At 73.1% G+C, this 13,563-nt stretch carries 15 protein-coding genes and 1 pseudogene; 10 read left to right on the top strand and 6 right to left on the bottom strand.

The features are described 5' to 3' along the window. Window positions 1-66 precede the first annotated feature (66 nt). The 3 genes from D1J60_RS03720 (at window position 67) to D1J60_RS03730 (ending at window position 2,668) form a co-directional block, all read left to right on the top strand. Window positions 67-390: a metalloregulator ArsR/SmtB family transcription factor gene (locus D1J60_RS03720; protein ID WP_125602291.1), complete on the top strand. Its 324-nt coding sequence runs from the start codon at window positions 67-69 to the stop codon at window positions 388-390. Window positions 391-618: 228 nt separating this feature from the next. Next, window positions 619-2,100, top strand: coding sequence for a hypothetical protein (locus D1J60_RS37665; RefSeq protein WP_206436475.1), 1,482 nt, complete (start codon window positions 619-621; stop codon window positions 2,098-2,100). Window positions 2,101-2,173: 73 nt separating this feature from the next. Beyond that, window positions 2,174-2,668, top strand: a complete 495-nt coding sequence (locus tag D1J60_RS03730) for a GNAT family N-acetyltransferase (protein WP_125820115.1) — start codon at window positions 2,174-2,176, stop codon at window positions 2,666-2,668. A gap of 1 nt (window position 2,669) precedes the next feature. On the opposite strand, the pseudogene D1J60_RS03735 reads toward D1J60_RS03730, so the two are convergent. Together D1J60_RS03735 and D1J60_RS03740 are read right to left on the bottom strand one after the other, a co-directional pair. Next, a pseudogene (locus tag D1J60_RS03735) lies at window positions 2,670-2,874 on the bottom strand (IS5/IS1182 family transposase); the annotation flags it as partial. 59 nt (window positions 2,875-2,933) lie between these two features. Next, complete coding sequence (locus D1J60_RS03740) at window positions 2,934-4,871, bottom strand: cellulase family glycosylhydrolase (RefSeq protein ID WP_125820116.1); 1,938 nt, start codon at window positions 4,869-4,871, stop codon at window positions 2,934-2,936. Between the two features lie 240 nt (window positions 4,872-5,111). Between D1J60_RS03740 and D1J60_RS03745 the strand changes: the two genes are divergently transcribed. The 3 genes from D1J60_RS03745 (at window position 5,112) to D1J60_RS03755 (ending at window position 6,738) form a co-directional block, all read left to right on the top strand. After that, the gene (locus D1J60_RS03745; RefSeq protein WP_007262440.1) at window positions 5,112-5,414 is read left to right on the top strand and encodes a hypothetical protein; all 303 of its coding nucleotides are present in this window, start codon (window positions 5,112-5,114) and stop codon (window positions 5,412-5,414) included. A gap of 199 nt (window positions 5,415-5,613) precedes the next feature. Further along, window positions 5,614-6,078 (top strand): cyclic nucleotide-binding domain-containing protein, encoded by a 465-nt coding sequence (locus D1J60_RS03750; protein ID WP_206436476.1) that lies wholly within the window; start codon window positions 5,614-5,616, stop codon window positions 6,076-6,078. A gap of 216 nt (window positions 6,079-6,294) precedes the next feature. Further along, entirely contained in the window at window positions 6,295-6,738 is a 444-nt protein-coding gene (locus tag D1J60_RS03755; RefSeq protein WP_164720827.1) for an SSI family serine proteinase inhibitor, read from the top strand. Window positions 6,739-6,815: 77 nt separating this feature from the next. Here D1J60_RS03755 and D1J60_RS03760 read toward each other — a convergent pair whose 3' ends face one another. Genes D1J60_RS03760 through D1J60_RS03770 form a run of 3 tightly spaced genes read right to left on the bottom strand, consistent with a single transcriptional unit; the run spans window position 6,816 to window position 9,090 of the window. Next, entirely contained in the window at window positions 6,816-7,688 is an 873-nt protein-coding gene (locus tag D1J60_RS03760; protein WP_125820117.1) for a GNAT family N-acetyltransferase, read from the bottom strand. 42 nt (window positions 7,689-7,730) lie between these two features. Then, complete coding sequence (locus D1J60_RS03765) at window positions 7,731-8,606, bottom strand: ATP-grasp domain-containing protein (protein ID WP_125820118.1); 876 nt, start codon at window positions 8,604-8,606, stop codon at window positions 7,731-7,733. Between the two features lie 16 nt (window positions 8,607-8,622). Further along, window positions 8,623-9,090 (bottom strand): hypothetical protein, encoded by a 468-nt coding sequence (locus tag D1J60_RS03770; protein ID WP_241253124.1) that lies wholly within the window; start codon window positions 9,088-9,090, stop codon window positions 8,623-8,625. A 185-nt stretch (window positions 9,091-9,275) separates the two neighbouring features. Here D1J60_RS03770 and D1J60_RS03775 point away from each other — a divergent pair, with 185 nt between their 5' ends. Next, window positions 9,276-9,998: a Sir2 family NAD-dependent protein deacetylase gene (locus tag D1J60_RS03775; protein ID WP_125820119.1), complete on the top strand. Its 723-nt coding sequence runs from the start codon at window positions 9,276-9,278 to the stop codon at window positions 9,996-9,998. Window positions 9,999-10,007: 9 nt separating this feature from the next. On the opposite strand, the gene D1J60_RS03780 is transcribed toward D1J60_RS03775, so the two are convergent. Further along, a complete protein-coding gene (locus D1J60_RS03780; protein WP_125820120.1) occupies window positions 10,008-10,643 on the bottom strand; it encodes a TetR/AcrR family transcriptional regulator C-terminal domain-containing protein in 636 nt (211 codons plus the stop codon). A gap of 175 nt (window positions 10,644-10,818) precedes the next feature. Between D1J60_RS03780 and D1J60_RS03785 the strand changes: the two genes are divergently transcribed. The 3 genes from D1J60_RS03785 (at window position 10,819) to D1J60_RS03790 (ending at window position 13,563) form a co-directional block, all read left to right on the top strand. Further along, the gene (locus D1J60_RS03785; protein ID WP_125820121.1) at window positions 10,819-12,360 is read left to right on the top strand and encodes an APC family permease; all 1,542 of its coding nucleotides are present in this window, start codon (window positions 10,819-10,821) and stop codon (window positions 12,358-12,360) included. Window positions 12,361-12,436: 76 nt separating this feature from the next. Next, window positions 12,437-12,712, top strand: coding sequence for an agmatine deiminase family protein (locus D1J60_RS37895; RefSeq protein WP_241253125.1), 276 nt, complete (start codon window positions 12,437-12,439; stop codon window positions 12,710-12,712). After that, window positions 12,667-13,563, top strand: coding sequence for an agmatine deiminase family protein (locus tag D1J60_RS03790; RefSeq protein WP_241253126.1), 897 nt, complete (start codon window positions 12,667-12,669; stop codon window positions 13,561-13,563). Before D1J60_RS37895 ends, D1J60_RS03790 begins: the two co-directional genes overlap by 46 nt.

Below are 13,563 nucleotides of genomic sequence, written 5' to 3' on the forward strand. Positions count from 1 at the left end.
CAATATATCAGGACATTGAAATATATAGACGTGTGCACGTCCTGATCTCCGATCTAGGGTGGCCCCATGGAACCAGCCCCGGAACCGCAGCCCACGCTCACCGAGCCCGACGCGGCAGCGGTCGCCGAGGTCATGCAAGGTCTCGCCTCACCCGCCCGGATCCGCATCCTGGCCCGGCTGCTGCACGCCCCCTGCTCGGTCGGCGAACTGGCCGACGCCCTCGGCCTCGGCCAGCCCACCGTCTCCAACCACCTGCGCCTGCTGCGCCACCTCGACCTGGTGGCCGGACGCCGCGACGGGCGCAGCGTGGTCTACGAACTGCACGACGAGCACGTCACGGCCCTGCTCCGCCAGGTACTGGAGCACGTCCACCACGGCCGCCGGGGCTAGACCACGGCGCGCCCCGAAGGTCAGCCGCGGCCTCCCGGCGCTCGGCGCCGGACGCTCGATCCCCACGCCGGTCAACCCGCTTGACCCGCCGGCCCCCATAGCCCACTCGGAGTAGCGCCGGGCGCGAGGGGGACGCGCACTGCGACCTGGACGTCTCGGCACCACATCGCCGCACCTCCAGGGTCGGCCGGCATGCGGCCTCGCCTCCGTCCGGGTCAGGCTGATGCCGTGAACCCGCAGCCTCTGATCGTGGTGGAGCCTCCGGACAGTCGTGGGTTGAGGGATGTCCGCGTCCGGGGTCAGGTCGTGGGGCGGGCCTGGTCTCCGCGAGACCTGCGCGGCCTGCTGCGCCGTGCCGAGGTCCCGGATGACGTGGACCTGGAGGCCGGTGAGCTCGTGCACTGGCGGGGTGGGGGCGCCGAGGTCTGGCCGGACCGGCCTTGGAGACGGCGGGCGACTTCGGCCCTGATAGCCGCGGGCCTTCTCGTCACCGCCGGCGTGCTCGGCAAGATAGGCAAGACGGACGTCTCGGACGCCCTGACGTTCGGGGGGCGCGTGGCAGGCGCGACGTTCCTCTTTGCCAGCATCGTGGAGATGATTGCGGCGGTCTGCGCCTTCGACTATTTGGGGAAACGACGCTGGGTCTACTCCGGAGCGGCCGTTCTCGTGGGTGTCGTCATCGCACTGGCCTTGAACGCCCTTCTCCTCGCCATGCAGATCGACGCCGGAGAATACAGCCCTTACGCATGGGTCTGGCCCACCGTCCTGGTCTGGGCCTTCTGGGCACTGCGGAAGATCAGCCCCCAGCAGATATGGAGGCAGTCGCCCCATCCCAAGAAGGTGGCGACCGGTGCGGCAGTGGCCGGACTCATATCCATCGGAAACCTGCTCTACTCCCGCGTCTACGTGCCGTACTCAAGCCCCCTCACCATGGACATCGTGGTCAAGTTCGGAGAGCCTCAGCTGAACACCAAACACACCGTCCTTTATGTTCCGATGACCGTGACCGTCAAGAACAACGGAAAGGTCCCGCTCTACATCCTGGGGACCCTGTACAGGGTGTACGGACGTTCGGCGGATTTCACCGAAAAGGACAGGGGGATAGCGGAGTGGAAAGCCGACATCCGGGACGGCGGCACCGTGGAGCGGAACATCAGCGTGATGGGGCTTGATTTGATCAGCTCCGGCGAGGTCATTGTGAAAGGCGGTGGTTCCTTCATGGAGGCAGGTGACGTCATGAGCGAGGAAAGGGTCCTGACCATCCCCGCGAACTCGCAATTCGACTCGCTCGAAGGCGACGCCGAGGCCGTGGTCATGAGGACGGATCGCGCCACGCTGAGCAACGACTTCCTGCCTTCGGGCACCGCCTCATGGGACGACTCGCTCTCCCATGTGACGGACGCACCCAAGTGGGTGGCCGAGCCGGGAGACGAGTACCTCAGATATCAGGCCCGAGTCTATTACAGCAATGAGATCCTCAATGCGACTCGCCGCCCGCGCTACGCCACCATCTGGTGGGTCGTGAACAAGACCGCGGACGGCTGGCAGTCCAGCTACCTGCAGGCCACGATTGCACTGAAGAACGAGGAAGCACGGCAGCCCAGTCCTCTGGACTCGGAGGAGACCGCCACGAGTTACGGTCTGTATTTCTTTCACAGTGCCACGGCGCGGGAGCCGTTCGCGGCACTCGTGAAGCCGCCCGCGCACTAGCGGCTGTCTGAAGTCGTGACCAGGCGGCGGGGTGGTTGACAGCTTCATGCGTGGGGCCGGTTAGGGTCTGCGCATGTTCGCTGAGCCTGTTCCCGCCCCGGTTCTTACGTTGCGCCTCGCAACCCGCACCGACCTGCCCGTGGTCCTCGCCCTGCTGGCCGATGAGGATCGCGTGGTGGACCCGGCGACTGTCACGGTCACGGAGGCGTACGAGGACGCCTTCGCGGAGATCGACGCGGACCCGCGCAACGAGATGCTGGTCCTTGTTGAGGACGCCGACGGTCAGGGTGAGGGCGGGACGGTGGTGGGCTGCCTGCAGGCGACGTACATCCCCGGGCTCGGCAAGGGAGGCGCCGAGCGGGCCCTGATCGAGGCGGTGCGGATCCGCGCGGACCGGCGAGGCGGCGGGCTGGGCCGGGTCTTGATGGAACGTGCGATGACGCGAGCACGCGAGCGTGGCTGCGGACTGGTCCAGCTGACGAGCAACAAGCAGCGCGAGGACGCGCACCGCTTCTACGCCGGACTCGGCTTCATCCGCAGCCATGACGGGTTCAAGCTCGGGCTCTGAAGCTGCCCTTCTTCTTGCGGTTGGCGGCCTGGTCCGCCTTCTCCGGGATCTCCGCTTTGACCTTCCGTTTGCGCAGGTAGGCACGGTTGGCGCGGGATGAGCCGGGGGCTGTCGGCGGCCTGTGCCTCGGTCGGGACGAAGCAGAGCGGGCGGCAGCGCGGATCCGAAGCGAGGTGGACCTTGGTGGTCAGGCCGCCACGCGAACGGTCACCGAACGATCACCGGAGGACGCATCTCCCCCATTGATCGCGACTTCAGACAAGCCCTAGACCAGCGGGCGGCACAGGAGGGCGGCTGGGGAGGGGCGGGAGGCGGCGCGGGTGGTGAAGGCGATGCCCGCCGGGTATTCGGTGGGCGCGCACTGGCCCTTGTAGTGGCCCCGGGCGAAGTCGCCGCCGCCGGCTCCCGGCGGGCGGTTGTCGCCGCGGTCGAACCAGAGGGTGCGGCCGGCGGCCGGCGGGAGGGCGGTGCGGGCCGGGGCGCACAGGGCCGCGGAGACGCGCTCGCCGCGCAGGCTGTACCCGATCAGGAACTGCCCGGCCGGGCACTGGAGCTTGGTGTAGCCGCCCGCCCAGTCGCCGCCCGGCGGGACGTACGCCTCGTCGCGGACCACCGTGTGGCCGCCGGCCGGGGCACGCAGGTCCGAGGTGGTGCACAGGCCCCGGCCGCCGGTGTGGGCGAGGCCGGTCAGCCGGGCGCCGTCCGGGCAGACGGCCTTGCGGGCGCCGCTGTCCCAGTCTCCGGAGGCGCGGGTGCGCAGGGAGGCGTTGTGGTCCCGGTGGTCGGTGCTGAGCTGATACCAGGCCGGGGTGGCGGGGACGGGCCCGGTGCGGCCGGGGGCGGTGGTCAGGGCGGTCAGGGGGGCGGTGCGCCAGTCGGCGGGGTCCAGGGCTCCGCTGCGGCGGCCGGTGGAGTCGTAGCGGAGCAGGGCCCAGCTGTCGCCGCCCGGCGCGCCCTGGGCGGTGGTGCTCCAGCCGACGAGCGGCCAGTACGCGAAGTCGGCGTCGGAGCCGGCCAGGTAGGAGGTGAGGTTCTGGAACCAGGCGCGCGGGGCGGCGCCCGTCTCGTCCGCGCCGATGCCGAACTCGCTGATCCAGACGGGGGCGCTGAAGTGGGTGCCGGTCTCGGCGGAGACGAAGAAGGCCTGGTCGTAGAGGGTCTGTTCGAGCTGGGCCCGGCTCATGTCCTGGTAGCGGGGGTCGTGGGTCTCGCCGAGGCCGGTCGCTCCGCTGTGCCGGGGGCCGGTGTACCCGTAGAAGTGGGCGGAGTACACGAGCTTGCCGGAGACGACGAGGGTGTGCGAGAGGGTGCGCACGGGGGTGAGGGTGGGGCGCTCGTGGGGGAGTCCGTCGAGGGGGATGCCGGTCCAGTTGATGCCCTCGACGACGATCAGCAGGTCCGGGTTGGCCTCGGTGAGGATCCGGTCGGCGGCCTCCTGGGAGGCGGCCTGCCAGTCGTGGCCGTCGCCCAGGCCCCAGTTGGGGTCGTCCCAGGTGTCGCGGCGGACCTCGTTGTAGAGGTCGGCTCCGACCACGCGCGGGTTGTCGCGGTAGCGGCGGGCGACCGAGACCCAGTCGTCGGCCCACTGGGCGGTGGAACGGCCGCTGTTCCAGCGTTCGTTGCCGTCGAGGCCGCAGCACCAGCGGGTGGTTCCGGTGTGGTTGTTGAGGATGACGGCGAAGCCCGCGTCGGTCAGGGCGGCGACGACGGCGTCGAAGACCTGGAGCGGGGTCCGGCCGCGCAGGGCCGGGTTGGCGGCGACGGCCGCGTCCGGGACGGGGGCGGTGGTGTGGAGCATCTCGTTGGAGAAGGGCAGCCGGATGCTGTTGAGGCCGAGGGCGCGGAAGTCCGCGAGCAGCGCGGGCACCGGGACCCGGTCGAGGCCGAGCGGGATGCCGTGGGAGTCCTGTCCGCTGTGGTGGGTGGCGGGGTCGGTCCGGTCGCCGGAGCCGTTCCAGGAGCCCTGGGCGCCGTCCCAGTTGCCCGAGCGCAGCCGGAACCGCTCCCCCCGGGCGTCGACGACGTAGCGGCCCCGGGTGGAGAGCGGGGGCGTCCAGGCGGTGTTCGCCGCCGGGGCGGGTGCCGTTGCGGACGTGGCCGCCGGGGCCGGTCCCGGCGGGCGCGCCGCAGGGGCGGCGGCGGCCGGCAGCGCTCCGGCCGCCAGGAACAGCACGCTCAGCAGCACCCGTACGAGGCTCTTCATCTCGCTCCCGCCCGCTCCGGCCGCCCGCTCCGGGCGGCTGCGGCCGACAAGTTACCGGCCGGTCGTACCGGGCGGAAGGCACGGGAGCGCCCCGCCTCACCCGTCCGTCCGCGGAGGCGTCAATTCCGGCAAGCGGAGGCCATCCCTTCACACGCGGCCACCTGGCCAAAACCGCCCCGCGCACGCCGGTACGCCTCTACCGTGCCCTGAGGGGCAGCCGGCAACGGGAGGGTGGGGCTGATGGACGACGACGAGGACATGCGGCTGGCGAGGATCACGCCGGAGATCTCCCGCCGCACCCTGGCGATGCTGCGCGGTCTCGCCGGCCTGGAGCCGCCGGAGCAGGTGCCGGAGGACGCCATGACGGTCGCCGACGCGATCCTCGACGACCACGGTACGGACGGGCTGCGGGTGCTGGTGATGACCCTGGCCGCCTGGGCGACGGCGCAGATCGAGAACGTGGCGGAGCTGAGCGGGCGCAGCCACGAGGCGGTGCTCGACGCGATGGAGCTGGCCTGCCTGGAGGCCAATGCCGAGGAGTAGCACCCGGCGGCCGACGGAGGGGTTTCTTCCGCCGGGGTACGGGCGACGCTCAGGGGCGTCGGCCCGGTGCCGCCGCCCGCCACCCTCGGTGGCCGGCGCGCGACCGACGGTTCCCGTGCCGCGGCACGCCCCGATCCGGGCCCGGTCGGCGACACTGGGGGGACCAGAGGCTCGTGGGGGGTCGTGATCGGAGGCCGTCGTGAGCACACCTTCCTCCATCCGGATCGCCGCCGTCCTGTCGGCCGAGCACCGCGGCCGGCTGATGGCGCACGCCCGTGAGGTCAACTTCCCCGAGGGCGCGCGGCTCTTTGACGAGGGCGGGCCGGCCCAGACGTTCTGGATCGTGCGTTCCGGCACGGTGACCCTGGAGATCCCGCTGCCCGGCCGCCGTACGCCCGCGCCCGTGGAGAGCCTCGGTCCCGGGGAGCTCGTGGGCTGGTCGTGGCTGTTCCCGCCGTACGTGTGGCAGCTGAGCGCCGAGGCCATGACCCCGGTGCGCTCCTACGAGTTCGACGGGGCGACCGTGCGGATGCTGATGGACGCCGATCCCGCCTTCGGCTCCGCGATCGGGCACTGGGTCGGGCGGGTCCTCGCCGTCCGGCTCCACCAGACCCGCACCCGGCTGCTCGACCTCTACTCCCCGCGTTCGGTGGCGGGCCCCTGAAGGGCGCTCCAAACCTTTCGGGGAGGGGTGTTCGGCCGTTTCCCGCGATCCCTCCCCCACAGGTCACGGCGTCACCGGGCGGACGGCCACGGCTGCGGACTGCGCTCATGCACTCACGATCGGTGACGAGAAACGGTCGCACGAACGGGCGTTCACGCTCCGGATCGGCAAGACTCCCGTCCGTTATCCGAAACGCCGACCCGAGGAGTGTTCGAAATGCGGTCCATCACCAGGAGTCTGGGACTGGCTTCCGGAGCAATGGCCCTCACCGCCCTCACCGCGCTCGCCGGAACGGGAGCCGCCGACGCGGCGCCGGCCGGAACGCAGAGCCTCTACTCGCCGTCCGCGCTCGTGGTCAGCGTGACGGCCGGGGAGGACACCGCCAACGGGACGGTGCTGCGCGCGGCGACGCTGGTGTGCGCGCCGCGGCCGGGCGGCACGCACCCGGCCCCGGCGGCGGCCTGCGCCGAACTGCGGGCCGCCGGGGCCTCGCTGGACGCCCTCGCCGCTCCCCGGCCCGACACCGCCTGCACCAGGGAGTGGAACCCGGTGACCGTCACCGCCGAGGGCGTCTGGCAGGGCCGTCGGCTGAGCTACACGTACACCTTCGGCAACCCCTGCGGGCTGCGCAGCACCACCGGGGTGCTCTTCGGCATCTGAGGGACCCCGGTCCGGCCGGGCGGCGCCGTGCGACCGCCGTCCGGCCCCGGCCGCCGTCCGCCCCTGCCGCCGGCCGCTCAGCCCAGTTCGAGACTGGTGACCCCGTACAGCCCGGCCAGCTCGACGTCCGGCGCCGGCCCGGTGTACATGCGGGCCGTCTCGAAGGACGGGGTCAGCCCCAGGCCGGTGGCCACCGCCGCCGCCGCCGGATTCGCGTCGGGCACGTCCACCGCCACCTCCCCGCCGGGGGCGTGCCCGGCGAGCCGCCGGACGAGGGCGGCGGCCACCTCCGGGGCGGCGGCGTAGAGCGGGCCGATCCGGGAGGCTCCGCTGCAGGGGCGGACCACGCCGAGGCCCTCGATCCGGCCGTCCCGGACGGCCGCGAGCGCGGTCCTGCCGGGCAGCGAGGTCCAGGCGGCGAGGAAGGCGTCCCGCGGCTCCGGGAAGAAGCGGCGGTCGTAGGCGGCGAGCCGCGCGAAGGGCAGCGAGGCGGCGTCCACGATCTCCACGCCGCCGTCCGCCTCGCCCGCACCGCCGTCCGGGGCCGTGCCGACGGGGCGGGGAACGCCCTCGTAGCGCATGTTGGTCCAGGCGGAACGGAAGCCGGACTTGCGGTAGTTGTCCTGCTGTTCGACCACCCCGTCGAGTCCGACGAGCCGCCCCTTGAGCCGGTCCATCCCCGCCTGCCACAGCCGGATGCCGAAGCCCTGCCCGCGTACGTCGGGCCGGGCGATGTAGAAGCCGATGAAGCCGAACCCGGTGCCGTAGCGCACGGCGGAGATGCAGGCCACCGGCTCCCCGTCGCGCCTCCCGACCAGGAAGCCGTCCGGGTCGGCGACCGCGAAGGCGAAGCGGTCGCCGTCCCCCGGGTTCCAGCCCTCCGCGTCGGCCCAGGTACGCAGCAGTTCCATGTCGGCGGCGCTCGCGCCGGTGATCTCGAATCCCGTCATGGGCGGTGTTGTACCAGAAGGCCGCAGGCGTGCGCAGGAGCGCTAACCGGCCGTCAGCAGGCCGGCGAGGACGGCGGGGTCGACCGCCGGGTGCAGGTCGCTGACCTGGCCGTCGCCCACCTCGACGACCCGCCAGACCCCGTCCTCGCGCAGCGCCAGGTCGGTGGTGACGAAGCGGCAGCCGAGCGCCCCGACGGCGGACCGGACCGGTTCGAGCGCGGCGGCGGGGAGCGCGGCGGCGGGCTCGGGGTGGTCCGGGTGGGGGGTGGCCAGGCGGGGTTCCCCGTCGCGCCACCAGACGCGGACCTCGGGACCGGTGAAGCGCTCGAAGGCCCGCAGGACGATCCCGCCCGCGAGGAACTCGTCCTGGAGTTCGACGAACCGGCTGACCACGCGGTGCACGGCGGGGCGGTCGGCGAGGTCGGGGAGGTGGCAGGCCTCGCGCCACTCGTGCTTGCGGGACTTCACGTAGTCCTTGACGATGCCCGCCCCGGCCGGGAGGGCGGCGGCGAGGGCCGCGAGCCGCTCCCCGTCCGGGGCCTCGCCCGGCGCGGCGGGCAGCCAGCGGCTGGCGGGGGTGAGCGCGGCGAACGTCTCGTACCAGCCGGGGAGTTCATGGGCCCGCCGGTAGGCCTGGGGGGTGACGGCCAGCCGGGCGCCGCGCCCTCGCAGGGCCGCGTCGAGGGCGGCGTACCGTTCGGCGGGGACCATCCAGCCCCGGTACCAGACGGCTCCGGCCCCGGCGGGTACCCGGGCCACCGCCCGCTCGGCGTCCCCGGCGAGCAGGGCGTCGTGGTCGACGAGCGCGACGGCCCCGCCGGCGGCGCGCACCTGCCGGGCCTCGGCCGCGAAGTGGGAGTCGGCCCGGCGGTCGTGCAGCGGGTCGTGGCAGTAGAGGACGGTGGTGGTCGTGTTCACTCCCCCACGATAGGGATCAGCCCGCGCAGATCACGTCGTCGAGCGCGATCGGCCGGGAGTCGAGGCGGACGTACGCCGTGAAGGTGTCGGTGGCGCCGGAGTCCCAGGTGGTGGTGACCGTGGCCCAGCCGACGCCGGCCGCCTGGGCCACCGTGGCCGGCCCGACGGCGATGTCCCGCGGGACGCCCTGGGCGCAGAGCACGACGTCCGCGTCCGGGCTGTGTGCCTGTTTCTCCTTCAGCTGTTGCGAGATCCGCTGGCTGCGGTCGCGCGCGGAGGGGCCGTGGTCGCCGTAGAAGGCGGTGAGGAAGGTGGTGATCTCCTCGGCGGTGTGGTGGTGGTGGCCGTGGTGGTGGAGGGACCATCGCGGCACCGGGTCGGCGAGGGCGGCTGCCGGGACCGACGACGCGACGAGGACGAGGGGGAACAGCGCGGCGGACAGTGCGAGCAGCAGGGTGCCCGGGCGGGAGGGGAAGAGCGTCATGTCCGGTTTGTAGCCGCCCGCCACCACCGGCGGTCAGGGGCGCGGCGCGGGCTCACTCCGGTGGGCCTGGAGATTCACCGCAGAAACGACCCTCCCCCTGCGCCGACCGGCCCCGCGCGCCCCGGGGCCCGGCCGGGACGGTAATCCGTTCGCCGGGTCCGGGTGGTTCTGCGTAGGGTCGGCGCATGGGGAAGCCGCTCGTCGCAGTGTTCAGTGGGGCCGGGATGTCGACGGATTCCGGGATTCCGGACTACCGGGGGCCGCAGGGGCTGTGGCGCTCCGATCCGGACGCCGAGAAGCTCGTGACGTACGAGTACTACATGGCCGACCCGGAGATCCGGCGCCGGTCCTGGCTGATGCGGTCCGAGCTCTGGGCCCTCGCTCCCCGCCCGAACGCGGCACACCTCGCGGTGGCCCGGCTGGAGCGCTCCGGCACGCCGGTACGGGTGATCACGCAGAACGTGGACGGCCTGCACCAGCTCGCCGGGACGCCCGCGCGGAAGGTGTTCGAACTTCACGGGACGGCCCGCGAGGTGGTCTGCACCGGCTGCGGCGCCCGGTCGGGCACGGAGGAGGCGCTGGCCCGGGTGGCCGCCGGGGAACCGGATCCCGCCTGCCTGGTGTGCGGCGGGATCCTGAAGACGGCGACCGTGATGTTCGGCCAGCACCTGGACGGCGAGGTGCTCGCGCGGGCCGTGGCCGTGGCCAAGGGGTGCGAGGTGTTCATCGCCGTCGGGTCGACCCTCCAGGTGCAGCCGGCGGCCTCGCTCGCCGGGATGGCGGCCGAGGCCGGGGCGCGGCTGATCATCGTCAACGCGGAGGAGACCCCGTACGACCCGCTGGCGGACGAAGTGGTCCGCGAGCCGATCGGCACCGCCCTCCCGGCCCTGCTGGCGCGGTTCGCGTAGCGGCTCGGGTCAGGCGGGGTCCAGCTGGGCGGCGAGGCCGTCCAGGAGCAGGCCGAGGCCGAGTTCGAAGCCCCGGTCGTCGAGCCCGGCCAAACCGGAGCCCGTGGCGGCGGCGCCGGTGAGCGCGCCGGCCAGGGCCGGGTAGTCGGGGCGGTAGTCGGCGGGGGCCCGGGCGAATCCCGCCGTGAACGTCTCCAGGGCCGAGCCGAGCACCAGGTAGTCGACGGCGGCCGCGGCCTCGGCCGCCCGGGCGGGGGTGCAGCCGGCCCGCACCAGGGCGGCGAGCAGCGCGTCGTAGCCGCGCAGCGCCTTGTCGGCGGCGACCTGGCGCCGGGCAGCCGGGGCGATGGCGTTCGGGTGGCGCAGGTAGACGCGCCGGTAGCCGCGGGCGTACGCGGCGATGCCCTCGCGCCAGTGCGGATCGTCGAGCGGGCTCAGGTCGATCTCTTCGTTGATGAGCTCCGAGACCGCGTCGAGCACGTCGTCCTTGGAGGCGACGTGGTGGTAGAGCGAGGCCCCGCGCACGCCGAGGCGGTCGGCCAGGGTGCGCATCTTCAGGGCCTGGGGGCCTTCCTCGTCGAGGAGGTCCAGGGCCGCGCGCGCGATGTTCCCGCGGTTGAGCAGCGGCTGGTTGGGTCGGCCCACGGTGATCCCCCTCGTTCTCCGCCGCCAGATTACCGGGAGGGAGGGGTTCCCAAGAGGTCCGGGGCGGGTTAAGGTCCCCGCATTCCCGATACCTAACAACGTTAGATTTACGTTCCGGAGCACTCCCGGCCGCCCCGGTGCGGGCGCCGGTGCTCCCCCTCCCCCAGAGGTGCGCATGCCAGACCTTTCCCCCCTCGCCCCCGGCGCGGACGTCCCGCGGGACACCGACGCCGCCCGCCTGAGCGCCCTGGGCTACGAGCAGGAGCTGAGCCGCAGCCTCGGCGTCCTCGGGAACATCGCCATGGGCTTCGCCGTGGTCTCGCCCGTGGTCGCCCTCTACGCCGTCTCGATGGTCGGCACGATGATCGCCGGGCCGGCCTGGGTGTGGGCGCTGCCGATCGTGCTGCTCGGGCAGTGCCTGGTGGTGAACGTCTACTCCGAGCTGGCCTCGCAGTGGCCGCTGGCCGGCGGCCCCTACCAGTGGGGCAGACGGCTGCTGGGCCCCTCGTTCGGCTGGATGAGCGGCTGGGTCTGGCAGTTCGCGGTGATGTTCGGCAACACCACCGTGGCCTACCTGGCGGCCCCCTGGGTCTTCGCCCTCATCGGGGTCGTCCCCACGCCCGGCGCCCTGGTCGCGGTCGCCGCCGGGATCCTGGTGACCTGCATGCTGGTCAACGCGTACGGCATCCGGATCCTGAGCTGGTTCGTGTCGCTGGGCATCGCCGCCGAGGCCGTCGCCTCCGTGCTGGTCGGCTTCACCCTGCTGCTGTTCTTCCGCGAGCACGGCTTCTCCCTGTTCACGCGGACGCTCGGCGCCGAGGAGCTGTCCGGCGGGTCGGCCACGATGGCCTTCCTGGCCGTCCTCGCCGTCGCCGGCTGGGGCTTCATCGGCTTCGACGCCTGCGTCTCGACCGCCGAGGAGACCAAGGACGCCGGGCGCCAGGTGCCGCGCGCCATGTGGTGGGCCCTGCTCAGCGTCGGACTGGTCGTCATCCTCAACGCCATGGCGGTCGCCCTGGCCCATCCGGACCCGCGGGCCGTCGTCGCCGGCGAGGACCTCGACCCGGTGACCACCGCCGTGGTCACGGCCTTCGGCTCCTGGTCCGACAAGCCCTTCGTCGCCGTGGTCCTGGTCGGCTTCCTCGCCTGCGCCATGGCCTCCCAGGGCGGCGCCGCCCGCGGGGTGTACTCGCTGGCCCGGGACGGGGTGTTCCCCTTTTCCCGCCAGGTCCGCCGGGTCAACCGGCGCCAGGCACCCATCGGCGGCCTGGTCGCCTCCACCCTCGTCAGCTGTACGGGCCTGCTGCTCGGCCTGAACGCCACCGCCATCGGCAGCCTGATCGCCTTCGGCACCGCGGCCACCTTCCTGCCCTTCTTCCTGGTGACCCTGGCCGCCCTGATCGCCCGGCTGCGCGGTACGTGGGTCCCCTCCGGGCACATCCGGCTCGGCCGCAAGGGCACCTTCCTCAACGCGGCGGCCGTCCTCTGGACCGCCTTCGAGGTGGCCAACGTCTGCTGGCCGCGAGCGATCCTGGCCCCCGCGGGAGCCCCCTGGTACCAGGTCTGGGCCGGCCTGCTGGGCATCGGGGCGGTGATCACCGCCGGCCTGCTCTACCTCGCCGTCAAGAAGCCCCAGGACACGCTGCGCGCGGCGGCGGTCCACGAGGAGCGGGCCGCGCCGTCGCCCGTCGCCGCCCCCGTCACCGAAGCCCGCTGACCCCGGCGGGTGTCCGGCGGCCGCCGCCGGACACCCGCCCCTCCCGCCCCCTCCCCACCACAGAAGGAGAAATGTCATGCCCCTGCCACGCATGAGCCGGCGCGGTTTCGGCGCCGCCGCCCTCGCGGCCGCCGCCTACCCCGTCCTCGGCGGCCCGGTCCCCGCCTTCGCCGAGGACGCGCAGGCCAAGGGGGGCGAGCGCTACCACGCGCCCGCCGAATGGGAGCCGCACTCCGCCTGCGTCATGGCCTGGCCGTGGGACAGGAACGTCGGCTGGGGCCCGCTGCTCGACGAGGTCCAGGGCGAGTGGCCGGCATCGCCCGCGCCGTCGCCCGCCACGAAACGGTCGTGATGTTCGCCGAGCCGGGACAGGCGGACCGGGCCCGGGCCCGCTGCGGCAGCTCGGTCACCGTCACCGAGTACCCCGTCAACGACTGCTGGGCCCGCGACACCGGCCCCGTCCTCACCGTGAACGACGCGCGGACCCGCTCGGCCGGCCTGGACTTCGGCTTCAACGGCTGGGGCGGGAAGTACCCGTACGACAAGGACGACTTCCTGCCCGTCGGCGTCTGCGCGTACCTGGGCGTCCCCCGCCAGCCCGTGGCCATGGTCCTGGAGGGCGGCTCCGTCATCACCGACGGCCAGGGCACCCTGATCACCACCGAGGAGTGCCTCCTCAACCCCAACCGCAACCCGGGCCTGACCCGTGCGCAGATCGAGGCCGCGCTGCTGGCCTCGTACGGCGCGAGCAAGGTGGTCTGGCTGCCGTACGGGCTGGCCGGCGACGACATCACCAACGGGCACGTCGATCTCGTCGCCGCCTACCTGGGCCCGGCCAGACTGCTGCTGCACACCCAGCCCGACCCGGCCAACCCGAACCACGACCGGATGGCCGCCAACAAGGCGGTGCTGGACGCGGCCACCGACGCCTGCGGGCGGCCCTTCCAGATCGTGGAGATGCAGCACCAGCCGCAGTTCCGGCACAACGGGCTGATGGTGCGGACGTTCAGCTACACCAACTACTACGAGACCAGCGGCAGCGTCGTCGTGCCGACGGCGGGCGAACCGGCCGACGCCGCGGCCCTCGCCCAGTTCGCCGCGCTCTTCCCGGGCCGCCAGGTGGTCGGCGCCCCGGCCCGCACCCTGGCATGGGGCGGCGGGGGCGTCCACTGCGTGACCCAGCACGTCCCGCGCGTGCGCTAG

Source organism: Streptomyces sp. W1SF4 (genome assembly GCF_003950035.1).
GTDB classification, from domain to species: Bacteria; Actinomycetota; Actinomycetes; order Streptomycetales; family Streptomycetaceae; genus Streptomyces; species Streptomyces racemochromogenes.